The following is a 23167-nucleotide window of genomic DNA, read 5'->3' on the forward strand; positions in this document are numbered from 1 at the left end:
CAACTCCCCAAATCACAGCGACTTCTTCAATAAAATAAGCTCATATCCGGCATTCGCCGCAGGCGTCCCGAACGGCTGCTGCATGGTCTAGGCCGGAAATGCTTGACGTTTGGGGTCAGACTTCACACTGGAATCTGGTGGTTTTCTCAGAGTTTTCACGTCGAAAGAGCCAAAGGTCTGTGACGTTCCACACGCACTTGTTGAAAATCAGTACAAGTTGCTTTGTGGCTGCACTTTTTCCCTTTTGTTGGATTATAGTGATCTGCTGGCCGGGCCATGCAGCGGGTTCGTCCCGTCAGAGTACGACAACCGCGGGTGATGGCTGCGTTTATTCGGTCCAAAGCCTGCGTCATCGGGCTGACCCTTATCTGAGGTCGAGCTCCCGTTGGGCTCGAAGAGTATCTGTGAGCAAGGGAAAGAGAAGATGGAGTATTTGCTGGGCTAGATGTGCTGTTGCGGGCTTTTGCACTTTGCAGTGTTGATGGCAAAGGCACTGCCGTTCTTGAGGGCGAGACAGCTTGCGCTGTTGACGAGATCAGCGCGTTTTTGTCCCGCTTCCCGCATCCAGCCGTTCGGATTGAGTTTGAAGCGGGCATCATGCGCCAGCATCTGTTTTTATGGGTTAACAAACAGCGGATTGGACGTGGTCTGTAGGGGGGCACGACAGGTCAGTGCCGCACCTCCAGGGATGCGCAACAAGACAGTCAAAAACGATGCCCGAGGGATCGCCTAAATTCTTCGGTCTGCGCTTGCCCAAGACTGTCCAACATGGCAGCTTCGGTGATCCCGCCCGCTTCACAAGCTCCCGTACTGTTGGCGCGCATTTTGGCCTCACGCCAAGACGATACCAGTCTGGCGAGCGGGATGCCCCAGATCGAATATCCCGAGCGGGAGACCGGGATGTCCGCGCAACGAGAAGCGCGTCCCAGAGCGAGGTTCTCCACTGCCAATCCGACAAATGCAGGCGACGTTGTCATCACGGCATCGGTCAGACTGCGAAGAGAAGCTTTACCCGGATGACGGACAACGACCGCTGTGGCATCGACATCCTCCGCGACGGTCGCTGGTTCGGTGTGTCCGAGCGCTTCATGTGCAAGTTGATGAAGAAACAGCAAGAGCAACGAGGTCTTGACGCGGAGTTCGAGATTTTGAGCATCGTCGCCACGCAATATGCCTGCCACCGACCCGCGCGAGTGCAAGGTGGCATAAGCATCGAACAGCCCAACTTGGCTGGCACACATCATGGCATCGACCGGTGTCAGGTTCCCAAACTCGGGAGGCTTCCGATCAAACGCGGCAAGTTTTGGGCAGATGGACGAGAGCGCCGTTCGAAAAATGGATCTGATCGAGGCACCCGCGGCAAGCCATGATCGTCTGGTTCATCGGACGTCCATCGATTGAGCAGTATCTCGCCCACTCGAACAATGATACCTCCAACTTAAACCAATCGGCACTGGAACGAAGAACCTATAGAAAGTAGCATTCGCCGATGTTGCAATCTCTGGCTCGTTTGTCTGCGGTTTTGATCTTCTTCGCTGGAGGGGCCAGCGCTCAAGAAGCGATTTTCGTCGGCGACGTCCCACTGCCCGGAGACGCGGGTACTTTGGCACCCGGGGAAGCGGCCTTCTCTGGAACCTGGGCCGGACGGTGGGGCAATCGGCGGAACCATATTCTCATTGTTGAAGGTTTGGGTAACGATGGGTTGGCGAACGTTATATATGCGGTCGGCGGCGACATGAATGGTCCGGGCCGGTGGTTCAGGCGGAAGGCAAGGATTGAGGACAAAACACTCGTTTTTGCCGATGACGGTTTTCCCGCCCGGTATTCACTTTCTGCCTCTGGCCGCATGCGTGGCGTTTTTGCCGACAACAAAGGTTTTGCGATATTGGAACGCCAAGAGCTTTCGGAACTGATATCTTCTCCGGCGGAAGATTGGTTTGCTCTTGGCGATGTTGAACGCCTCGAGACCGAGCTTGTGGAAGATGGACGCGACATCGAGCTTTCTGTCGTTGTCTATCGCCCAGAAGGGGAAGGTCCGTTTCCCCTCGCGATAATTCACCACGGATCAACCGGTCATGGGAAGCACGCGTCAGACTTCGATCAGATTTGGGCCAATGACTGGCTCGCCGACCTCTTGAACGAGAGCGGCTGGCTCGTTGCCTTCCCCCAAAGACGGGGTCGTGGCCTGTCGGATGGGCTTTATGATGAAGGGTTTGCTGAAGTTCGATCGCAAGGATATTCACCAAAGGCTGCGCTGTCCTTGCCTGGAGCCGAGAGAGCGTTGACCGATGCAAATGCCGCGTTAGCGGCACTGAAAAAACGTCCAGATGTTGCCTCTGGGCCAGTTCTCCTAGGCGGACAGTCACGCGGGGGCGTTGTCGCGATCATGCAAGCTGGGCATAATCCGAACGAGGTCTCCGGCGTGATAAACTTTGTCGGAGGTTGGGTCAGTGAGAAATGGGGAGATTCTGCAATCAATCCGACCCTGTTTAGACGGATTGGATCCTTTGGTGGTCCGGTCCTGTCGATCTACGGCACGCAAGACCCTTTCTACAGCGTTGAACATTCAAAATCGAATCTGGCCGAAATGGAGCCTTTTGAAGTTAAAAGCCATTTGCATATGGTCAAACTCCCTGGATACGGAAACGGGCACTGGGCAATCGCCATGCCAGTCTTCTGGGAAGACGTCCTCGGTGAATTTCTTGAATCAATCGACTAATCTATTGGGTCAGCTGACGGACAAAACGCGGGCCAGTTCAAGGCTGCTTTGCGGAGTATGGGTTTACCTCCACGTCAACTGACGGCTCTGAATGGATATTGGCCGAATGATTGGTTGCCGCCTCGCAGCTTCCAAACAACGGACATTCATCGGTAGCTCAGTATTCTGAGCATGCAGAAAGCGGGATGGCACGACAAGATGGCATTGGCCGAGATCGCTGAGAGAAGACATACTGCAGGCACGGTTTCCACCGTTATTCCACATGATCCTGGCAGAGGAGAAGCGCACCGGCTTGGTCGTCCCGAAGCCATTAATGACGGGAATGAATATGCACCATTAACGCGCCCGGCATCGCAAAAACTGAGGCTCGGGATTGCCCGTCTGCGACCCGGCTTTTGTCAGCTTGTCATAGATATAGCCGACAGAGAACCACGCATGGTATGCTCGACCTGTTGCAAAGCCTGAAACGCGTCGAAACGTACCTGATGGATCTTGGCAATCGGGCCAGGTGCCGGGGTGAACCGCGTCTTGATCGACGACATCGCCGCCATCGCGTCTTTAGAAGAGGCGTACTCTCCGCCCGCCACCGCGCCCAGCATCGCAGCGCCCAGTAGGACCGGCTCGGGGGACTGTGTCGCCAGCACCGGAAAGCCACTTGCATCCGCAATCAATTGCTTGATTGTCGCGCTTTCCCCTGCGCCACCACTCACCACGATGGTCTCGGGGCAAACGCCATACGCGGCCTGCACCTCCATGATCTGACGCAGGCTGTAGCCGATCCCCAGCACGCCGGCGACATAGGTGGCAATTAAATCATCAAGGTCTTGCGCCAGCGTCAGCCCCGAGATCACGGCGGTTGCGTCGGGATCAGCATAGGGCGCGCGGTTGCCGTGAAAATCAGGCACGATCACCCGCGGGCCTGCCAGTGTCACTGCCTGGCTGACCTGAGGTATCCGGCGTTCGACCTCTTGCAGCAGGTAGGCCTGCAAGGAAAGTCCCGCCTTCACAGCTGCCGCGTTTGCCTGTTCGCGTGCGGGGTGAATGGCGCACAGATGTGCAATCGCCTCGCCCGCCGCGGATTGGCCGCCCTCCGATAGCCACATGCCGGGAACCATCGCAGAAAAGTAAGGGCCCCAGACACCGGGCACTTTATGCGGCTTGGCCGAGGTCGCCATCGTGCAGGCGGATGTGCCAAACACATAGGCCATCGTCGCGGCAGGGTCTGCCCCCACAGTGGCGATGCCGCCCGCATGCGCGTCGATCAGCCCTGCGCCAACCGGCGTTCCGGGGTGCAAGCCCATCTGCAAGGCGGCCGCCTCCGTCAACCCGCCAGCGAGGGCTCTTCCGGGGGGCACGATCTGTTGACCGATCCGCGCATAACCCTCGGAAGGCAGCTCTGACAGGCCGATCTGGTCGAAATAGCTGTCGTCCCAGCGATCCTCATGTGCAAGGTAGGTCCATTTGCAGGTCACCGTGCAGGCGGACCGGGTCAGCGCGCCTGTCGCTGCCCATGTCAGGAAATCCGGCAGATCAAAGAACTGACCGGTGGCGACAAACGTATCCGGCCTGTTCTCCTTGATCCAAAGCAGCTTTGGTGTCTGCATTTCCGGCGAAATCCGACCACCGACATAGTCGAGCACCGGGTGGCCTTGGGCGTTGATCCGCTCTGCCTGTGGCGTTGCGCGGTGGTCCATCCAGACGATCACATTGCGCTCCGGCTCCTCTGAAGCGCTGATGCAGAGCGGGCGCATCTGCCGGTCCAGCACCACCATGGAACAGGCCGCATCAAAACCGATCCCACCGATCTCGTTCGGGTCGATATCGGCCTTTGTGATGGCGTCGCGGACGCTGGCGCAGACAGCCTGCCAGATATCGTCCGATGATTGCTCGGCGATACCGCCTGCTGTGCGCCACATCTGGATGTCTTGCTTTTGGCTGGCCAGTAGAGCGCCACCGGCATCAAAGACCCCCGCCCGTGCACTGCCCGTGCCGACATCGACGCCGATGAAAAAGCTCACAGATCCACGGCGTTTGGCAACAGCACCAAATCCCGGATTGTGACATTCGGTGGGCGCGTGATCATGAAAACGACGCAGTCGGCGACCTCTTTGGGCTGCATCAGACTGCCTTCGGCCAGGGCTTGCTCCATCTTTGCCTTGGGCCAGTCGTCCAGAAGGGCGGTGACCACCGGCCCCGGCAGAACCGCGCCCACACGCACCCCATGCTTGGACATCTGTCGTCGCGCCGTGTGAGTGAAGGCCTGCACGGCATGTTTGGAGGCTGTGTAGATCGGCTCCCAGACGACCGGAATGACACCCGCGATTGAACTGGTCAGAACCACATCGCCAGAGCCTTGCCTGGCCAGATGCGCCAGCACCGCGTGGACGGATCGGAACGCGGCATTGATGTTGAGGTTGAGCACGTGATCCCAAGCATCCGGGTCGCCTTCGACGATGTCGCCGCCGATGTAAGCCCCGGCATTTGCGTGAAACACATCCAGCCGCCCGCAATGGTCGAGGATCTGGGGTAACATCTCCGCCACGCTGTCCTTGTCGAGCAGATTGGTAACGACAGGCACCGCGTCGGCACCCAGATCAAAGCAGACTGCTTTCAGCGCGTCCGCATCCCGGTCGATCAGCGCCACTTTGGCACCTGCCTCGAGGCACGCCTGCGCACAAGCCAGCCCAATGCCAGAGGCGGCACCTGTGATCGCAACGACCTTGCCCGATAAATTGCTCATGCTGACCTCTCCCTCAGATCAATCCGTATTGTGCAGCCTTGCCGCGCAAGAAAGGTAAGCCCGGTCCAAGGGTCTCATCGGCGCTGCCCGCGCCCTTTTGCTCAGTGGTCATGTGGTCGGTATCAAGGTGCGGGAACATGTCCCCCGCGCTGATCCGTTCGATCACCGCGACGTCTTGGGCGGCGGTTTTCATCAGAGGCGTCTCGTCGTGGTTGATCGGCTCGATCCCGAAGGCAACACCATGAGCGGTCTTTTCAAGCGCGACGACCCCGTCGGGACCGCGCGATGCCCGAACAGGCCCCGGTAATCCCAGCGAACATACCGCAAGCGCTGCGTCTTCCGGCAAGCAACGCCCACGAATCGCATCCGTGGAGGGCGGGTCGAGCAAGGCAATCTCGACAACGCCCATGCCCGAAGCCTTTGCCGCGACGACCGCGTGCCGGGCCCCGTCTGCATCCCAAGACATGGTGCACATGCCGGTGTGAACGCCCATGCCCTTCATATGCTCGAATACCCCCCTTCGATCATCAGGATCGCTCCATTCACCAGATCCGATGCCGGTGAGGCAAGATAGAGCGCCATATCCGCGATCTCGACCGGCTCGCCGAAACGGCCCAACGGCGTGCGCGCGATGAACGGGTCTTTCTTTTCGGAGGCTGACCAGAGCTCCTGGCCCATCTCGGTCAGCACGACCGTCGGGCAGATGGCATTGACCTGCACGTTATGGGGTGCGGCCTCGGTCATCAGCGATTTGGTGAGCGCGTTCAGCCCGCCTTTCGAGGTTGCATAGGCCGCGTGATCCTGCAGCGCGATCACGCCGGTTTGCGATGAGATGTTGATGATCTTGCCCTGCTTGCGTTGCATCATTCCGGGCAGAAGCGCTTTTGACAGGATAAACGGAGCGGTCAGGTTCACCGCCAGCGTGCGCTGCCAATCGGCAAGGTCATAATCCACTGCAGGTCCGGTGAGCGCGACCCCGGCAGAGTTTACCAGAATGTCGATCTGCCCGAATGCCTCCAGCGCTTGTGTTGCGACGGCCTCCGTTTCGGTGGGACCAGTCAGATCGCCCGTGACCGCGGCAAACCCGCGCCCGGTGCTTTGAATGCGTTCGCCCAAGGCATTCAGCCGATCCGCGTCACGCCCATGCCCTGCAATATCCGCCCCCGCATCGGCAAACACCTCGGCAATGGCGGTTCCGATGCCGGAAGAGGCGCCTGTCACAAGAGCGGTTTTACCCGCAAGGCTGAACCGTGTCTGCCACGTCATCGGCTACTCCAGATTGGTGTGATTGACGCGCATGGCGTCTGGAGCCACCCCCAGACGGTCGCGCAGATCAAGGACCAGCACTTCGAAAAACAGATACATCAGCGCCTCGTAAAGCGAGCCCATGGGCAGGATCGACGTCGCCGCATCACCCTGATCGGCGGCCATGGTCTGGGCTGGCAGATGCAGGCACATATCCGCTGCTTGCGGCACCGAGCCATCCGGTTCAGCGGTGATGCAAATCACCCGCGCACCGCTGGTTTTCGCCACATCCGCAAGGGCCGCGACGGTCGAGAATTGCCCCGGACCCGCGCTGACAAAAAACACATCGCCCGCACCTACGGGTGGTGCTGTCATATCGCCCACCACGTGGGCATCGAGCCCAAGATGGAAGAGCCGCATGGCAAGTGCCTTCATCATCAGCCCTTCGCGACCCACACCGTAACACAGAATGCGGCCCGCTTTGGCAAGCGTTTCCGACAGGGGCGCGATCTGTTCCAGCACATCGCCGGAAAGCCCCGGGCGCAGTTCCTCAAGGATCCGATCGGCCACTGTGTCGAGCGGCAACCTCATGCCTTCCCCAGCCTGATCTGGATTTTCACATCGCTCGGGCGCGCTTCGACCGCGCGGTCAAAGGCGGCGACGCTGTCGTCAAAGGCAAAGGTTTCCGAGATCAGCGGTTTCAGATCGACCTTGCCGGACCCCAAAAGCGCAATTGCGCGATCATACATGTTGGCATAGCGGAACACGGTCTCCATCTGCAACTCCTTGGATTGCGCCAGCACGATATCGACCGGCACGGGGTCCACGGGCATGCCCACCCAGACGACGCACCCCGCAGGGGCAGCCGCTTCAAGCGCGCTCTGGATCGATGCTGCGGCACCGGCGCATTCAAAGACAACGTTCGCCCCCCAGCCTTCTGTCGCGTCGCGCAGAAGCTGACCCGGATCATCGCGCGGGATCAGTACCGGTTCGATATTGTCGTATTGCGCGGCAACGGCCAGCTTTTCCGCCATCAGATCCGAGATGTAGACCTTGGCGCAACCGCCTGCCAAAGCGGCAAGCGCGACCATGATCCCGATGGGGCCTGCGCCGGTCACCAGCGCCACATCGCCCGGCTTGATCCGCGCCTTGGCGGCGGCCTGCAGGCCGATGGCAAAGGGTTCGACCATGGCGCCTTCGGCAAAGCTGACGTGATCCGGCAGTCTGAAGGTAAAGGCGGCGGGATGCACGACCGAGGGCGTCAGGCACCCGTGGACCGGCGGCGTGGCCCAGAACCGCACCGACGGATCGACGTTGTATACCCCGAGCTTGGCCGGTTTGGAGCGCGTATTGGGGATGCCCGGCTCCATGCAGACACGGTCGCCCACCGCCAGGTCTGTCACCGCCGCGCCGATTTCTGTCACGGTCCCGGCGGCTTCATGGCCCAGAACCATCGGGGCGTTGACGACAAAGGGGCCGATCTTGCCGTGGGTATAGTAGTGCACATCGCTGCCGCAAACGCCGACCGTATGAATGGCGATGCGCACGTCTTCCGGGCCCAGATCGGCGGGCAGGTCGATTTCGCGCAAGGACAGTTCGTTTGCCTTTTCCAATACAAGTGCCTTGGCCATATGTGTCCTCATATCTTCCACGGGATTAGGCCGCCGCGCGCTTCAAGAGCGCTGTTGCGGTGTTTTCATCGGTGACAAGCGTGTCGACAAAGCCGCGTTTCAACGAGGCCGCGATCACAGGCACCTTGTGCAGGCCGCCGGCTGCGAGAATGACGTTGTCGATACTGGCCATATCGTCCAGCGACATGCCGATTACGCGCCGGTTCACGGGATGGTCGATCAGATCACCCTCCGCGTTCAGGATATGGCCGGTGATATCGCCAACGCCACCAAGGGCCGCCAGTTCCTGCGGATCAATATCTCCGGGCAGCGCGTCGCGCACCAGAAGCGAGCTTTCCAGATCGCCCGTCGCCAGCGCAATCGCACCGCAGGAGCGGATTTTCTCAAGCATCGTCTTGATAACGTCCTGCTCAAGAAACAGCGCCTGACTTTCAGCGCTGCCTGCATAGAGCGGCGCGGTGAAGAAGCTGTGCTCGGCGTTGCAAAGATCGGCGAGCCGCGTCGTAATCTCGTAGCCGTTCACGTCCGATCCACGCGATACGCCACCCATGATCGACACAACCTCAAGATCAGAGCGTTCCAGCGGCTGCATATGTCGCGTGGCCAGGTTCAGCGTGTTACCCCAGGACATGCCAAAGCGGGTCAGGGTCTTGCTTTGCAGCAATTCGCCAAGATGCGCGCCGAGCCCGGCGCTGACCAAGGGCGTGACCGACACGCCATCGGCGGGGGAGGGGACGACGACCGCCCGCAAAAGGCGGAACCGGCGCTCCAGCTGCCATTCCAGATCGGCGGCCGCAGCAAAAACGGAATCGACGCTGACGCGCAGGATGCCGCGGCGGCGTGCTTCACTCAGGGACTTGTTGACCCGCAACCGGGTGACGCCGAACCGCTTGGCGGCATCGGCCTGCGTCATGCCTTCAATCTCGCAAGCCCAGGCCAGCCGCACCAGGAGCTGCTCTTCGGGGTCGATCTGGTCAAGTTTGATGGTGCGCGACACGGGGTGGCGGGTCCTTTCAGAGGGGCACGCAGAGATGCGGCATGGAGTGTTCCGGCAGCAGGATCATTTCACAGCCCCCATCGTCAAGCCGCGCACCAGTTGTTTTGACGCGATCAGCGCAAAGATCAGGACCGGGATCACGATCAGCGTCGAGGTCGCCATGATCTTGCCGTAGGGCAGGTTGTAGCCCTCCATGAAGGATACCGCCATTGCGGGCGCGGTCTTGGCCTCGCTGCGGGTCAGAACAAGGCCGAACATCAGCTCGTTCCAAGAGAAGATGAACGAAAAGATCGCCGAGACCGCCACACCGGGCATCGCCAGCGGCAGGCAGATCTTGCGCATGATCGTGAATTGCGACGCCCCTTCCAGACGGGCGGCTTCGTCCAGATCGTAAGGAATGCCCCGGAACTGGTCGGTCACGATCCAGATCACGATGGGCAGGTTGAACGTCAGGTAGATCAGGATCAGCGTGATATGCTTGTCCAGCACACCAAGATTCCGCGCGATCAGGAAGAACGGCAGCGCGAGCACGATGGGCGACACCATGCGGTTAGTGATGAACCAGAACCACAGGTCTTTCTTACCACGAAACTCGAACCGGGCCAGCGCAAAGGCCGCAGGAACCCCCAGCACAAGCGCCAGCGCCGTGGTGCAGACTGCGATAATCAACGAGTTGATGAGCGTACGCAGCACACCGTCTTCGAAGAGCGCGGCGCGGTAATTGTCCAGCGTCGGCTCAAACAGCCAGACGGGTGGCGCCTCAAGGGCGACGACCTGCGTTTTCAACGATGTGGTCACCATCCAGTAGAACGGAAACACACAAAGCGAGATAATAACGACCAGCAGTGCGATCTGCGACCAGAGGGAGCGGGTGGATGTCATCGCTCAGACCTCCTTATAGAAGACGCGGATGTAGATCTGCGCCAAGACGATGGTGATGATGAGCAAGATGATCGCCTGTGCCGAGGCCAGACCCTGATCGAAGGCGCGAAAGCCCACGCGCTGGATCAGGAGCGATATGAACTCGGTCGAGGCCCCCGGCCCGCCGCGTGTCAGTGTAAAGACCATGTCAAACAGTTTGAGTGTATCGGCGGTCCGCAAGATCAGAACCGCAACAAGCCCCGGCAACAGGAACGGCAATTGCACATAGCGCAAGATCGTCCATTTCGACTTCGTCTCGAGGCGGGCCGCTTCCTCGATCTCACCGGGAACCATCGTGAGGCCGGCCAGCAACACCAGCGCCACGAAAGGTGTCCACTGCCAGACGTCCCAGAAGATAATCATGATGAACGCGTTTTGCGGATCACCGATCCAATTGATATCCGCGCCGCCCAGCAGTTGGTTCACCACACCGAATTTCTGGTTGAACATGACCTGTCCCAGCAGACCGACCACCGCATAGGTCGTGGCCATCGGCAGCACGAGGCTCAACCGCGCCAGCGTCTTGAGAAGGGTCAGACCGGGTTGGTGCAGTACAAGGGCGATGCCAAGACCGAGGGCGATTTGCAGCGGCAACGCCGTGCCCAGCAGGAATAACGTGCGCCACATCGCCTGCCAGAACGATTCGTCCGTCAGCACGTTCCAGTAGTTCTGAAGGCCGATAAACTCGACCCGCCGCAACTGCGTCAGATTATAGAAATGCAGTGACGTCCAGATCGCGTAAAGCAGTGGCGCGATGCCAACGATGGCAAGCCCAAGGACCGCCGGGCCGATAAAGGAAAAGATGGTTTTACGGGGAACCTGACCGCGCATGTTGTCCTCCGGACTTTGCGTCTTCTTGTGGAAACCGGAGACGCCTTTACAGCATCTCCGGTCAGGTTTTTCGGCGCCCGCTTATTGCGCCAGAGGCTTGTCGCCCGAATAATACCCGGCAGCCTCAAGCACCTCTTCCATGCGCGTGCCGATCTCGGTCGCACCTTCTTCGGTGGTAACCTCGCCCAGCATCATCTTGGTGCCCCATTCCTGCACGATCTCTGTAATCTCGGGCCATTCCGCGAAACGGGGGCGGAATTCAGGCACACCGTCCTGCCAGCTTTCGACCAGTGCGGGCACGAACTTGAACTCTTCCAGACCGTCCTGCTGATAGACGGACTGGCGGGCGGGCACGCCGCCACGCTCAAGATACTCGCGCGCGTTGGCCTTTGACGTGGCCCACTGGATGAACAGGTAAGCCGCGGCCTGCTCGGCCTCATCTGCCTGCGAGGCCACGGCCATCGAGAACCCGCCAAGTGCGGGTTTGCGGCCTGCGGGGCCTTTCGGTTCGGGCGCGATCTCGACGCAATCGGCCACTTTCGATGTCTCGGGCGAGACGACCGACGAGTAGAAGGCCGACCATTCGGTAATCATCGCAACATCGCCTTGGGCGAACGCGTTGACCGTCTCGGCGTGGTCATAGGCGACGATGCCATCGGGCATGTACTGCATCAGGTCCTGACGGAATTGCAGACCGGCCTGGCTTTCGGCGCTGCTCAGGTTGGAGCGGAAGTTCTCGTCCAGGAACGATCCGCCAAACGGCCAGAGCACGCGCGCAAAGCTGTCGGCTGACTGCGTCTCGTTGCGCTTGGATTGCAGCGCAAAGGCGTATTTACCGTCCTTGGTCAGCGCGGGACCGTATTCGTCCTTCAACTGCATCCATGTCTCGGGTGGGCCGTCAAAGCCGGCCTCTTCCAACATGCAGCGGTTATAGAACATCAGGCCGGAATAGTTGTCGACCGGCAGGCCGTAGATCGTGTCGTTCCAGCCGCCAAAAGCGTTCAGAACCAAAGGGAAAAAGTCATCGATATCCAGATCGGGATCAACGGTTTCGGGGAATTTCGCCTGCACGTCCGCCAAGGGCAGCACCCATTCGTTCTCGGCAAAGTTACCCATCCAGACCAGATCGATCAGCGCCACATCCAGATCCCCACCGGCCACGAAATCGCGAACCTGTTCACCAAGAGCGTTCTCGTAGGGGTGCTTGATGATGTTGACCTTGATACCGGTCTCTTCCTCGAAAGCGGGTAGCATCGCCTCGATCGCCTCATAGCCAGGGCGCAGCAGGAACACGACATCCACGGTCGTGCCGGCATAAGGTTCAGCCGCTTTTTTCAGGCTCCACCCGTGCCCATCGGCCACCGCACCGGTGGCGACAATACTTGCCAACGCGGCGGTGCCGTAAAGATTACGCAGTTTTCTCATGACAAAAAGTCCTCCCTCTTTTGTTTGGATCAAAATCCAATACAAATGCATGATGAATAATACAAAAGTTATAAATCACTTGAAAGTCAACACATATGTTTCTAACAAATAACATAAGTACGAAGGGCGGGCGCAGCTACAGGCGCGGCCCGAAACGCAGGGAGGCACGGCTTGGCTGGCATCAGGATCAACGGATTGAACAAGTTTTATGGCGATACGCAGGCGCTCTTTGATGTCAGTCTGGATATCGCTGATGGTGAATTCGTCGTCTTTGTCGGCCCTTCGGGCTGCGGGAAGTCAACGCTCCTGCGCTGTCTGGCGGGGCTCGAGGCTGCGGATGCAGGCGCCATTAGTATTGACGGGCGCGATGTGACCCATGCCGAACCGGTGGACCGCGATCTGGCCATGGTGTTTCAGTCCTACGCGCTTTATCCGCACATGAGCGTGCGCGCCAACATGGATTTCGGCATGAAGGTGAACGGCCTCGCCGCCGATGCGCGCGAAAAGCGTATCGTTGAAGCGGCCCGCATTCTCCAGCTGGAAGACTACCTCGACCGCAAACCCTCGCAGTTGTCCGGCGGTCAGCGCCAGCGCGTCGCCATTGGCCGCGCCATCGTCAAGGACCCCAAGGTGTTCCTGTTTGACGAGCCGTTGTCGAACCTTGACGCCAAGCTCCGCGTGCAGATGCGGGTTGAGCTTGAGGGCCTGCATAAACAGCTTGCCGCCACCATGATCTACGTCACCCACGACCAGGTCGAAGCGATGACCATGGCCGACAAGATCGTCGTGCTGAACGGGGGGCGCGTGGAACAGGTCGGCACCCCGATGGAGCTCTATCACACCCCTAACTCCCGTTTTGTGGCCGAGTTCATCGGCTCGCCCGCAATGAACGTCTTTGTTCCTGGCGCGGGGCTTGGCGATCTGGTCCTTGATCCCGCAGCCGCCTTCATCGGCTGCCGTCCCGAGCATTTTGAACTGGTCGCGCGGGGGACGGGTCACGCGGATGCCACCGTAAAGGTCAAGGAACAACTGGGCGGTGAAAGCCTGCTTTATCTGGGCATGGATGGCGGTACTGATGTGGTCGCCCGTGTGGATGGAGACGACGTGACAGACGTCGGTCAGAACATCGGCCTGCGCATTCCCGAAAACCGCCTGCACCAGTTCGATACGTCAGGCCGTGCGCTGCAATGAGCCTGCGATGACGTCACCCCCTACCTCCAAGGACACCGCGCCGGGCCTGCTTGACAGCATAGATCTTGTCATCTTCGACTTTGACGGGGTGATTGCCGACAGTGAGGTGATCTCCCTATCCACGCTGCATCGCGCGCTGGCCGATTTCGGGATCTACATGAGCCTGAGCGCGGTGCGCGAGAGGTTTCTGGGCACCTCGATGAGGACGATCCTCAGGCAGGTCAGAATCCTGAATCCGGCCTGCTCCACAGCGGAGTTCGCTGATCGTTGGCAAAACATGCTGTTTGAGCAGTTTCGGCGCGATCTTGCACCGGTCCCGGGGATCGTGCCTCTTATCGACAGGCTGCAGGACGCGCAAATCCGCTATTGCATCGGCTCCAGCAGTTCGTTCGAACGCCTCGGCATTGCCCTTGATGCGATGGCGCTGACCAGCCGCTTCCGCCATGTCTTCAACGCCGAACAGGTCGTTCGGGGCAAGCCCGCCCCCGATCTTTTTCTGCATGCCGCCCAGCAGTTGGGCACCGCCCCAACGCGCTGCCTGGTGATCGAGGATTCCCCCTTTGGCGTGCGGGCCGCAAAAGCCGCAGGGATGCGCTGCGCCGGGTTTGTCGGCGGTGTCCATATGGCTGGGATCCGCGATGATCATGCGGCCAGACTCAGGGCCGCAGGCGCTGATCTGATCCTCGACAGCTTTGCGCCCGTCGCGCCAGAAACCCTTGCACATGGGCAGGTGCTGGGAAATCCTGTTTCCGGCGAGACTGAGGAACGTGCCACCCGATGAGCTACCTTGGAATTGATCCCGGCACAGCCGGTTCGCGGGTCTTTCTTGCTGTCGAAACGGGCAAAGTGATCGGTTTGATCGAGTAGAGTTTTGCCACGCCCAGGCAGGGGAGGCTGACTTCACCGCCACCCGCCAGGCCCTCGCCGCAGCAATTGAAGGTCGCTGACCTGATGCTTTCCGGAACCGGCAGCGAGACGATCATAGTCGATGGACCGGGTCAATGACGCTCCAGGGTGTTTGGCTGGCGATACTGTTCAGGAGGGTTTCGCTCGCGCACCGGCGGCGGACAGAGGTTACACGGATCAAGGCTTGAGCTATCGGGTCCGCCGGTTCCACAAGTTCGACCAAAGCCGACCGTCAACGCATGTCTTTCAGGTGTCGGTCATGCGGGGTCGAAACAGACCATCTGCGCGTGCAATTACATTTCCGCTTGTTGCAAAGGGCGGTCATCGGAGTGCCTCTTTCACGGACCGGCGATACGTTCGACCGATGGGAAGTTCACGTCCGTCCAGCAAGACAACAACAGGCGCCCCGTTGCGGTACCGAAAAGCCGCTACGGCAGCCCGAGCCACCCACCATGAGCGGTGAATCCGAACCCCGTAGTCGCCAAGATCATCCGCCGCGTCATGAAGCGTTGTTCTCAGCAGTGTTTGGCCGAGTTCTGTTTCGGCCCTGACATAGTGATCCTGCGCGTGCAGCAAGATCAGGTCTCTGCCCAGGTGACCCGGCAGCTGATCGAGCCAGGCAGGCTCCGGGATCGGCGTGGCGCGCGACACCGGCCCCACTTCGCGTGTGGCGACGGCCTCGGACAGGGCGGCAACAGCGAAACAGATCACCGCCACATAAGGCAGAAGTTCCAGCGCATCCGTCCAGAACGGTGTCGCGAAAACGGCCACATGAAAGCCTGCGAGCCAAGCCGTCACCGGAAGACTCGCGGCTGCGGCGCCGATCCCCAGGCTCACGGGCGCGCTGATGCCGTAGCCTTCCGCACCTGTGGTGACTGTAAAGGAAACCAGATAGCCAAGCCAGAAAGTCGTGCCGACGGCGAACATCCAGTAGGCGGTGCGCGCCAACATCGGCAGCGTGTCATAGGTGCCGAATGGACCTGTCAGGCCGATCACGAAACCCGCGCCCAAGAGCCCTGCCCAGAACCGTCTGTGCCGTGCCAGAACCTGCGCTTCGGCTATGGTTTCTGCGACAACCGTGTCGTTCGCGACCTTTCCCATGTCGTTGACGCCAGACCCATTTCCTTCGCTCTCTCCGAAAGCTAGCAGGTCGACAGACCACCAGCAACGCGAGGAGCCAAAAATGCCGCTTACCCTCAAAGACAAAACAGGAACCGTTCACCATCGTGCATCGCGCCACTAGGCCTTTCAGCATCGCCGATCCCCGTATGGGGCCATCTCACCACAATTTCAGATGACACCTCGTTGCGGCTAAATCACCAATCAAGGAGACCATCTTGCCCGCTCATTACCTTTACCTCATCGCTTCTGTCATCGCCGAAGCCATCGGGTATTCCGCGTTGAATGCCAGCGCGCAGTTCACGAAGTTCTGGCCCTCACTGCTGGTGATCGCGGGGCTTGGGGGCTCTTTCTACTTCCTGACACTGGCGCTGAAATACATGCCGCTTGGCATCACATACGCGCTGGCGTCCGGCCTTGGCATCATTGTGGTCGCCCTGGCGGGCATCGTCATCTTCGGACAGCGGCTGGACTTGGCTGCGGGCATCGGACTTGGGCTCATCATCGCTGGAATAGTCGTCATAAATGCCTTGTCGGATTTTGCTGTGCACTAGGAATGATCTCCATGCGCAGTGTCGGGGCACAGAGCCTTGATCGGTGGCGGTGCGGAAAACCCTTTCCTTTTTGATCGTTCATAGCGCTCCGCCTGTGCGATTGGTCCTGAACCTTGGTCCGCAAACCGGCCACTTGGCGAAGGCGGGGAGGGATGCAATTCGACAGGGGCGGCGGCCTGCAGGCGCAACCTGACGCACGACCGGGTCCAATTGGATTGCTCTCTAATTCTTCAGACCGGCTATCAACTGCTGGAATTTTTCGCCCTGCACTGTGACGTGACCGCGAAGAGCACTCGCCGCAAGCTCGGCATCGCCGACTCGGAGTGCCTGAATGATCGTTTCGTGTTCAGCGAGCGATTGTGCCATACGCCCTCGAAAGCGCAACTGAACGCGGCGATAGGGCTTCAGCCGATTCTGGAGGCGCAAGGCTTCGTTCTGCAAGTAGGAGTTGGTTGCACCGCGATAAATCTCCCGGTGGAAAGTTTCGTTTTCCACGTAGTATTCTCCCGCGTCTTCGTTTTGGATCGCGATTTTACACCGTTCGTTTGCGGCCGCGAGCCGTTCCAGACCGGCGTCAGTCATCCGTGCGGCTGCAAAGCGACCACACGCAGCCTCCAGTTCCGCCATGGTTTCGAACATTTCAAGCAATTCCACCGGTCCAGGTTGTCGCACGAAAACGCCGCGGCGCGGTATCTGTTTGGCCATTCCAGACAAGACAAGCCTTTGTAGAGCCTCTCGAATTGGGGTTCGAGAAACGTTGAAATGCTCTGCCAGCTTGATCTCATCAAGTCGCTGGCCGTCCACATATTCCCCTTGGAATACAAGTTGCTCCAGCGTGTCGGCGATTTGTTCTGCGCGCTTCAGTTCCATGCAAGTATGGATACTATGGAGCTTTATAAAAACGCAAGATTTAATATCTTGTATACAAAAATATTGACTATGGATGCAGTGAAGGTAAGTATGGCGTATTGCCGCACCAGAGAAGAGGCGGCGCACAAATGGGAGGAAACCATGAAAACAAAGTTTCTAACGACCGTCGCAATGGTCGCGACACTGGGCCTGGCATCTGCCGCAACCGCCACAGAGCTTCGCCTGTCGCATCAGTGGTCGAACCAGGACATCCGCCATCAGGTCGCTCAAATCGTGGCAGATGGTGTTGCCGAAGCAGACGTTGATCTGGAGATCAAGATTTTTGCCTCGAAATCTCTCTTTAAACCGCGCGAGCAGTACCGCCCGCTCAGCCGTGGTCAGTTGGATATGACCGTTCTGCCGCTCAGCTATGCAGGTGGCCAGCAACCAGCATTCAACCTCACCCTGATGCCGGGCCTGGTAAAGAACCATGACCACGCAGCGCGGCTGAGCAACTCACCCTACATGCAAGCGCTTGAAGAGAAGATGGCCGAAGACGACGTGATGGTGCTTGTTCATGGCTATCTGGCCGGCGGATTTGTCGGCAAAGACAAATGTATCACAAAGCCCGAAGATGTTGCGGGCTTGCAGACCCGCGCTGCCGGTAAAGCGTTCGAGCAGATGTTGGCCGGCGCTGATGCGTCCATCACATCGATGGCGTCGTCAGAAATCTACAACGCGATGCAAACCGGGATTCTGAACGCTGCGAACACGTCCTCGTCTTCCTTCGTATCATATCGCATCTACGAACAGGTGTCTTGCTACACACCTGCGACCGAAGACGTGGCGCTGTGGTTCATGTACCAGCCGCTACTCATGAACAAGTCGACGTTCGAAGGGCTGACAGCCGAGCAGCAAGAGGCACTCCTGGCCGCATCTGAAAAGGCCGAGGCATATTACCTTGCAGAAGCAAAGAAGCAGGACGCCGCTTCCGTTGCCGTGTTCGAAGAAGCGGGTGTCGAGATTGCGCAAATGTCTCCTGAAGACTTTGCAAAGTGGCGCGCGCTGGCCCAAGACACGTCCTACAAATTGTTCGTGGAGGACGTGCCGGACGGCCAGGCATTGCTGGATATGGCGCTGGCAGTCGAATAATCGCTGCGGGGCGGCTGCCGAAGGTGCAGCCGCCCACCTCTCCCAAATGAATCAAGACCTTGGAAGGAAAGCTGACATGGCTGGCCAAAGCTCAGCTGTTGCGTCGCGCACGGGAAACAATCTCTTTTTGCGCGGTGTTGCGGCACTCTCAACGCTCGCCGGATGGTGCTCCGCGGCCATGATCGTCGCTGCCGTTGCAATCACCTGCCAAATGATCTTTGTGCGGTTTGTTCTGAATCAATCCACAATCTGGCAGACCGAAGCGGTGGTCTATCTTGCGATCGCGGCAACCCTGGTCGGACTGCCTTATGTGCAAAGGCTGCGGGGGCATGTCAATGTGGATCTTATCCCGCTGTCCCTGCCCAAAAAGGCGCGATATTACATGTGCCTTCTGACGCTTTCGCTGTCGATTGCGATGGTCGCGGTGCTGCTTTTCTACGGCTATGAGCATTGGCATCTGACATATGAGCGCAACTGGAAATCTGACACGGTCTGGGGCGTTCGGCTGTGGATCCCCTATCTCGCACTCCCGGTTGGGTTTGGGCTTTTTCTGTTGCAACTGGTTGCTGACCTGGTCGCCGTTATCCTGAAAGTCGACGCCCCCTTTGGCCTGGAGGATGTGTAATGGATCCGTTGCTGCTAGGCGCAATCGTCGCTGTTGCCACCATACTTGTTCTGTTTTCGGGCGTGTCAGTTGCGTTAGGGCTGATGATCGTCTCGACGGGGTTCCTGCTGATCTTTGACGGCATGCGTTCGCTTGAGCTGTTGCCTGAAATTCTTTTCGGCAAGCTCGACAACTTCGCGCTGCTTTCGATCCCCATGTTCATCATCATGGGCGCGTCCATCGCGTCGACCCGGGCGGGCGCTGACCTTTACGAGGCGTTGGAGCGGTGGTTGACGCGGGTGCCTGGGGGCCTGGTGATCTCCAATCTGGGGGCCTGTGCGCTGTTCTCGGCCATGTCCGGGTCAAGTCCCGCAACCTGTGCAGCCATCGGCAAGATGGGTATTCCCGAAATGCGCAAACGCGGATACCCCGATGGGGTTGCAGCAGGCTCCATCGCCGCGGGCGGCACATTGGGCATTCTCATCCCGCCGTCGGTGACGATGATCGTTTACGGCATCGCGACAGAGACCTCGATCGGTCGGCTGTTCCTGGCGGGTGTGATCCCGGGCCTGCTCTTGGTCGGGCTGTTTATGGTTTGGTCGCTCTATTCCACCTGGAAATCCGGCGATCAGAACTTGCTGTCATCGCGGGTCTATAGCTGGAAGGAAAAATTCGAAATCCTGCCCCGCGTCCTGCCGTTCATCGCCATTATCATCGGTGTGCTTTACGCCATGTATGGCGGTATCGCGACACCGTCCGAGACAGCCGCTGTCGGTGCGCTTTTGTGTCTGTTGATCGCGGTCATCATCTACAGGCTCTGGAACCCGAAAGATCTCTGGATGGTGCTGCGCGACAGCACAAAAGAGAGCGTGATGATCCTGTTCATCATTGGCGCTGCAGGTGTGTTCTCCTACATGCTGTCGAGCCTTTTCATCACGCAGGCCATTGCCGAATGGATCGGCACGCTGGATGTGAACCGCTGGGTGCTCATGGGCTTTGTCATGTTGTTCCTGCTGGTTGCCGGTTTCTTTCTGCCCCCTGTTGCGGTGATCCTGATGGCCGCGCCGATCCTGCTGCCGATCATAACGACGGCCGGGTTTGATCCGATCTGGTTTGCCGTCGTCCTGACGATCAACATGGAAATTGGTTTGATTTCACCGCCCGTGGGTTTGAACCTCTACGTGATCAATGGTATTGCGCCGGACATATCGCTCAAGACGATCCTCAAGGGCTCACTGCCATTTGTCGCCTGTATGGTCATTGCAATCATCCTGCTTTGCTTCTTTCCTGGTCTGGCGACCTGGTTGCCGGACGCTGTCATGGGGGAGGCGATATGAGCTACTTCGGTGAACTGATCTCGACCGTATTCGAGCGCCGCTATCGCAAGGCGTTGTCGGATGAAGTCGACGGCAGAACAACGTCGGACCTGTGCGAAGCTCTCTTGAGCAGCCACGGCGAAGTGTCCGGGGGCACCCTGGCACGCAACATCCTGGATCGCTATGCCGGCATGGATGCGGAGGAGAAGACGGCGTTCTTCGAATTTATGACGCACGAGCTGGAAATCGATCCGGATGTCGTCCTTACAACACTCCAGGCCTACCGGGACAACCCCGGCAAAGCTTCGTACCGCGCATTCGCCGCTGCCTGTGAGCCGCGACGCCAGGAGCTCGCCCGACGTCTGAACCAAGTGCCCGGTGCGACCGGACAGCTTGTATCGATGCGCAAGGATCTCTTGGGCAAAATGAAAGAACGACCGGACCTTGAACCGCTGGATGTGGATTTTAAACACCTGTTCTCATCCTGGTTCAATCGTGGCTTTTTGGTCTTGCGTCCCATCAACTGGGAAAGCCCTGCAGATATCCTCGAAAAGATCATTGCCTATGAGGCGGTGCACGCCATCGACAGCTGGGATGACCTCAGGCGGCGTCTGAAGCCAGGTGACCGGCGGTGCTTTGGCTTTTTTCATCCGGCAATGGCTGACGAGCCGCTGATCTTCGTTGAAGTCGCCTTGACCCAAGGCATCCCGACTTCGGTACAAGGCCTGCTGGCAGATGATCGCAGGGCCATCGAGGCCGAAGAGGCCGACACTGCCGTGTTCTATTCGATCTCCAACTGCCAAGCCGGGTTGGCCGGGATGTCATTCGGTAATTCGCTTATAAAGCAAGTTGTGTCAGATCTGTCGAAAGATCTGCCGGGGCTCGAGACCTTCGTGACATTGTCGCCGATCCCGGGTCTCAACCGCTGGCTTGATGGAACCGGGCCCGAGGCTTTGAAATCCGCGGACGATCAGGCCTTAGCGGCGCATTACCTTTTGGAGGCAAAGCGGTCAGATGGTATGCCCTATGATCCCGTTGCGCGGTTTCATCTTGGCAACGGGGCCCTGGTTCACGCGGTCCACACGGACGCGGATGTATCGGAGAACGGGCGCAGGCAATCCAACGGAACGATGGTCAACTATCTCTATGACCTGACCCAGATTTCGCAAAATCACGAACGTTTTGTGGGCGAAAAGACGGTCGTCGCATCAGACGCGGTTAAGGCTCTCAGCGCGTCGGTGCTGCAAAACGCCTAGGAGTTTGAAGATGCCAAATCCTCTTTACGATACCCTCTTTGGTCAACATAAAGGCAAGACGACGCCGTTCCTGCAAATGGCAGATGGTTCGGTTGTGACCCATGACACCTATCTTCAAATGTCAGCGCAATATGCGCATCTGTTCACCGAATGGGGTGTGAGACCCGGAGATCGCGTTGCGGTCCAAATCGAAAAGTCGCCCCAGGCCCTGGCGGTCTATGCCGCATGCGTGCAGGCGGGCTTTGTTTTTTTGCCATTGAACACGGCCTACACCGCGGACGAAGTTTCATATTTCGCTGAAAACAGCGGGGCCCGCGTGATCCTGTGCGATGCCAAGCGTTCTGATGCGCTGGCCCCGGTTGCCGCCGCCTGTGGCGCGAGGCTTGAGACCTTAAACGCAGATGGTAGTGGCAGTTTTGCCATGCAGGCCGATAAAATGCCCGCTGCGTTTCCCACGGTTGACCGCAGCGTAGATGATCTGGCCGCCTTTCTTTACACGTCTGGAACAACAGGGCGCTCCAAGGGGGCGATGCTGACCCAGGGCAATCTTCTGTCAAACTGCCTGACCTTGACAGAGGAATGGCGGTTCACGGCCGACGATGCGCTTTTGCACGCGCTGCCCATCTTCCATACACACGGTCTGTTCGTTGCGACAAACATCGCGCTTCTGGCAGGCAGCAAGATCTTGTTCCTACCCCGGTTTGATCTGGATGTGATGCTGGAACTCATGGCGCAGGCCACCACGATGATGGGCGTGCCCACGTTCTACACGCGGCTTCTGGGGGACGCGCGCTTTACGAAACAATTGACCCGGCACATGCGTCTGTTTGTGTCCGGCAGCGCGCCGCTGCTTGCTGAAACGCATCTCCAGTTCGAAGAGCGTACCGGCCACCGCATCCTTGAACGTTACGGCATGACAGAAACCAACATGAACACCTCGAACCCCTATGACGGAGAACGCCGTGCCGGCACGGTGGGCTTTCCGTTGCCGGGCGTCGAAATCAAGATCACCGACAGCCGAACCGGAGAAAGCCTGCCTCAGGGCGAGATTGGTGAGATCGAGGTCAGGGGTCCCAATGTCTTCAAGGGCTACTGGCAGATGCCGGAAAAGACGGCCGAGGAATTGCGGGAGAACGGGTTCTTCATCACCGGAGATCTTGGGCAGATTGACGAAGATGGCTACCTCAGTATCGTCGGGCGGAACAAGGATCTTATCATTTCAGGGGGCTACAACATCTACCCCAAGGAAATCGAGCTGCTGCTTGATGCGCAGCCGGGCGTTTTGGAAAGCGCGGTCATTGGCGTGCCACATCCGGACTTTGGCGAAACCGTTCTCGGCATATTAGTCGCGGAGCGGCAGGCCATCCTCGATCTGGATGCGATCAAGGCAAATATCGGTGGGTCACTGGCAAAGTTCAAGCATCCCCAAAGGCTCGTTGTTCTGCCTGAACTGCCGCGAAACACGATGGGCAAGGTTCAAAAGAAGGAACTTCGTGAACACTACAAAGACATGTTTCTGCACGCTTAGCGTGCGATCCTTGCCACGTTGCCGGTGATAGATGGTGTGGAGCAAATCCCAAGCTGACCCTGACCGAAAAGGGTCACGCTTTCCTGTCAAACGAGATCACGCACGATCCCAGTTCCCAACCCGAAGACCAGCCCGCTTTGCGCAATGAACACGACCAACCCATCGAGTTCTGGTCGTTCAGCA

General features: G+C 58.8%; 22 protein-coding genes and 1 pseudogene. 10 read left to right on the forward strand and 13 right to left on the reverse strand.

Annotation, left to right across the window (positions count from 1 at the left end; all coding sequences use genetic code 11):
• Positions 1–441: 441 nt before the first annotated feature.
• Positions 442–609 carry a hypothetical protein gene (locus H7847_RS15355; protein WP_227270366.1) on the reverse strand — a complete coding sequence of 56 codons (168 nt, stop codon included), beginning with the start codon at positions 607–609 and terminating at the stop codon, positions 442–444.
• A 173-nt stretch (positions 610–782) separates the two neighbouring features.
• Here H7847_RS15355 and H7847_RS15360 point away from each other — a divergent pair.
• Both H7847_RS15360 and H7847_RS15365 read left to right on the forward strand, forming a co-directional pair.
• Positions 783–908 (forward strand): annotated as a pseudogene (locus tag H7847_RS15360) (transposase); the annotation flags it as partial.
• A 581-nt stretch (positions 909–1489) separates the two neighbouring features.
• Positions 1490–2719, forward strand: a complete 1230-nt coding sequence (locus tag H7847_RS15365; RefSeq protein ID WP_227270367.1) for an alpha/beta hydrolase family protein — start codon at positions 1490–1492, stop codon at positions 2717–2719.
• 398 nt (positions 2720–3117) lie between these two features.
• Here H7847_RS15365 and H7847_RS15370 read toward each other — a convergent pair whose 3' ends face one another.
• From H7847_RS15370 to H7847_RS15415, 10 genes are all read right to left on the reverse strand, one after another.
• The gene (locus H7847_RS15370; RefSeq protein WP_227270368.1) at positions 3118–4737 is read right to left on the reverse strand and encodes an FGGY-family carbohydrate kinase; all 1620 of its coding nucleotides are present in this window, start codon (positions 4735–4737) and stop codon (positions 3118–3120) included.
• The gene (locus tag H7847_RS15375) at positions 4734–5459 is read right to left on the reverse strand and encodes an SDR family oxidoreductase (RefSeq protein ID WP_227270369.1); all 726 of its coding nucleotides are present in this window, start codon (positions 5457–5459) and stop codon (positions 4734–4736) included. The genes H7847_RS15370 and H7847_RS15375 overlap by 4 nt, the downstream gene beginning before the upstream one ends.
• Positions 5460–5472: 13 nt before the next feature.
• A complete protein-coding gene (locus H7847_RS15380) occupies positions 5473–5952 on the reverse strand; it encodes a hypothetical protein (RefSeq protein ID WP_227270370.1) in 480 nt (159 codons plus the stop codon).
• Positions 5953–5957: 5 nt separating this feature from the next.
• On the reverse strand, positions 5958–6725 hold the full coding sequence (locus H7847_RS15385) for an SDR family NAD(P)-dependent oxidoreductase (RefSeq protein ID WP_227270371.1): 768 nt from the start codon (positions 6723–6725) through the stop codon (positions 5958–5960).
• Positions 6726–6728: 3 nt separating this feature from the next.
• Entirely contained in the window at positions 6729–7295 is a 567-nt protein-coding gene (locus H7847_RS15390; RefSeq protein ID WP_227270372.1) for an SIS domain-containing protein, read from the reverse strand.
• Complete coding sequence (locus H7847_RS15395; RefSeq protein ID WP_227270373.1) at positions 7292–8335, reverse strand: NAD(P)-dependent alcohol dehydrogenase; 1044 nt, start codon at positions 8333–8335, stop codon at positions 7292–7294. The genes H7847_RS15390 and H7847_RS15395 overlap by 4 nt, the downstream gene beginning before the upstream one ends.
• Before the next feature lie 25 nt (positions 8336–8360).
• Positions 8361–9332 carry a sugar-binding transcriptional regulator gene (locus H7847_RS15400; protein ID WP_227270374.1) on the reverse strand — a complete coding sequence of 324 codons (972 nt, stop codon included), beginning with the start codon at positions 9330–9332 and terminating at the stop codon, positions 8361–8363.
• Between the two features lie 63 nt (positions 9333–9395).
• Positions 9396–10214, reverse strand: coding sequence for a carbohydrate ABC transporter permease (locus tag H7847_RS15405; RefSeq protein ID WP_227270375.1), 819 nt, complete (start codon positions 10212–10214; stop codon positions 9396–9398).
• Positions 10215–10217: 3 nt separating this feature from the next.
• Positions 10218–11084, reverse strand: coding sequence for a carbohydrate ABC transporter permease (locus H7847_RS15410; RefSeq protein ID WP_227270376.1), 867 nt, complete (start codon positions 11082–11084; stop codon positions 10218–10220).
• An 81-nt stretch (positions 11085–11165) separates the two neighbouring features.
• Complete coding sequence (locus H7847_RS15415) at positions 11166–12509, reverse strand: ABC transporter substrate-binding protein (RefSeq protein ID WP_227270377.1); 1344 nt, start codon at positions 12507–12509, stop codon at positions 11166–11168.
• Between the two features lie 171 nt (positions 12510–12680).
• Between H7847_RS15415 and H7847_RS15420 the strand changes: the two genes are divergently transcribed.
• Positions 12681–13700 carry an ABC transporter ATP-binding protein gene (locus H7847_RS15420; RefSeq protein WP_227270378.1) on the forward strand — a complete coding sequence of 340 codons (1020 nt, stop codon included), beginning with the start codon at positions 12681–12683 and terminating at the stop codon, positions 13698–13700.
• Between the two features lie 7 nt (positions 13701–13707).
• The gene (locus H7847_RS15425; protein ID WP_227270379.1) at positions 13708–14481 is read left to right on the forward strand and encodes an HAD family hydrolase; all 774 of its coding nucleotides are present in this window, start codon (positions 13708–13710) and stop codon (positions 14479–14481) included.
• A 446-nt stretch (positions 14482–14927) separates the two neighbouring features.
• Here H7847_RS15425 and H7847_RS15430 read toward each other — a convergent pair whose 3' ends face one another.
• Positions 14928–15707, reverse strand: coding sequence for a LytTR family DNA-binding domain-containing protein (locus H7847_RS15430; RefSeq protein ID WP_227270380.1), 780 nt, complete (start codon positions 15705–15707; stop codon positions 14928–14930).
• A gap of 236 nt (positions 15708–15943) precedes the next feature.
• Here H7847_RS15430 and H7847_RS15435 point away from each other — a divergent pair, with 236 nt between their 5' ends.
• The gene (locus H7847_RS15435) at positions 15944–16279 is read left to right on the forward strand and encodes a DMT family transporter (protein WP_227270381.1); all 336 of its coding nucleotides are present in this window, start codon (positions 15944–15946) and stop codon (positions 16277–16279) included.
• A 222-nt stretch (positions 16280–16501) separates the two neighbouring features.
• Here H7847_RS15435 and H7847_RS15440 read toward each other — a convergent pair whose 3' ends face one another.
• Entirely contained in the window at positions 16502–17149 is a 648-nt protein-coding gene (locus tag H7847_RS15440) for a GntR family transcriptional regulator (protein WP_227270382.1), read from the reverse strand.
• A gap of 141 nt (positions 17150–17290) precedes the next feature.
• Between H7847_RS15440 and dctP the strand changes: the two genes are divergently transcribed.
• The 5 genes from dctP (at position 17291) to H7847_RS15465 (ending at position 22984) form a co-directional block, all read left to right on the forward strand.
• Positions 17291–18280, forward strand: a complete 990-nt coding sequence (gene dctP, locus H7847_RS15445; RefSeq protein ID WP_227270480.1) for a TRAP transporter substrate-binding protein DctP — start codon at positions 17291–17293, stop codon at positions 18278–18280.
• 76 nt (positions 18281–18356) lie between these two features.
• Positions 18357–18905, forward strand: a complete 549-nt coding sequence (locus H7847_RS15450) for a TRAP transporter small permease (RefSeq protein WP_227270383.1) — start codon at positions 18357–18359, stop codon at positions 18903–18905.
• Complete coding sequence (locus H7847_RS15455; protein WP_227270384.1) at positions 18905–20221, forward strand: TRAP transporter large permease; 1317 nt, start codon at positions 18905–18907, stop codon at positions 20219–20221. The genes H7847_RS15450 and H7847_RS15455 overlap by 1 nt, the downstream gene beginning before the upstream one ends.
• Positions 20218–21456: a malonyl-CoA decarboxylase gene (locus H7847_RS15460; RefSeq protein ID WP_227270385.1), complete on the forward strand. Its 1239-nt coding sequence runs from the start codon at positions 20218–20220 to the stop codon at positions 21454–21456. The genes H7847_RS15455 and H7847_RS15460 overlap by 4 nt, the downstream gene beginning before the upstream one ends.
• Positions 21457–21466: 10 nt before the next feature.
• Entirely contained in the window at positions 21467–22984 is a 1518-nt protein-coding gene (locus H7847_RS15465) for a malonate--CoA ligase (protein WP_227270386.1), read from the forward strand.
• The last annotated feature ends 183 nt before the right edge of the window (positions 22985–23167 follow it).

Origin of the sequence: Roseobacter weihaiensis (genome assembly GCF_020622345.1) — a bacterium.
GTDB lineage: Bacteria > Pseudomonadota > Alphaproteobacteria > Rhodobacterales > Rhodobacteraceae > Roseobacter > Roseobacter weihaiensis.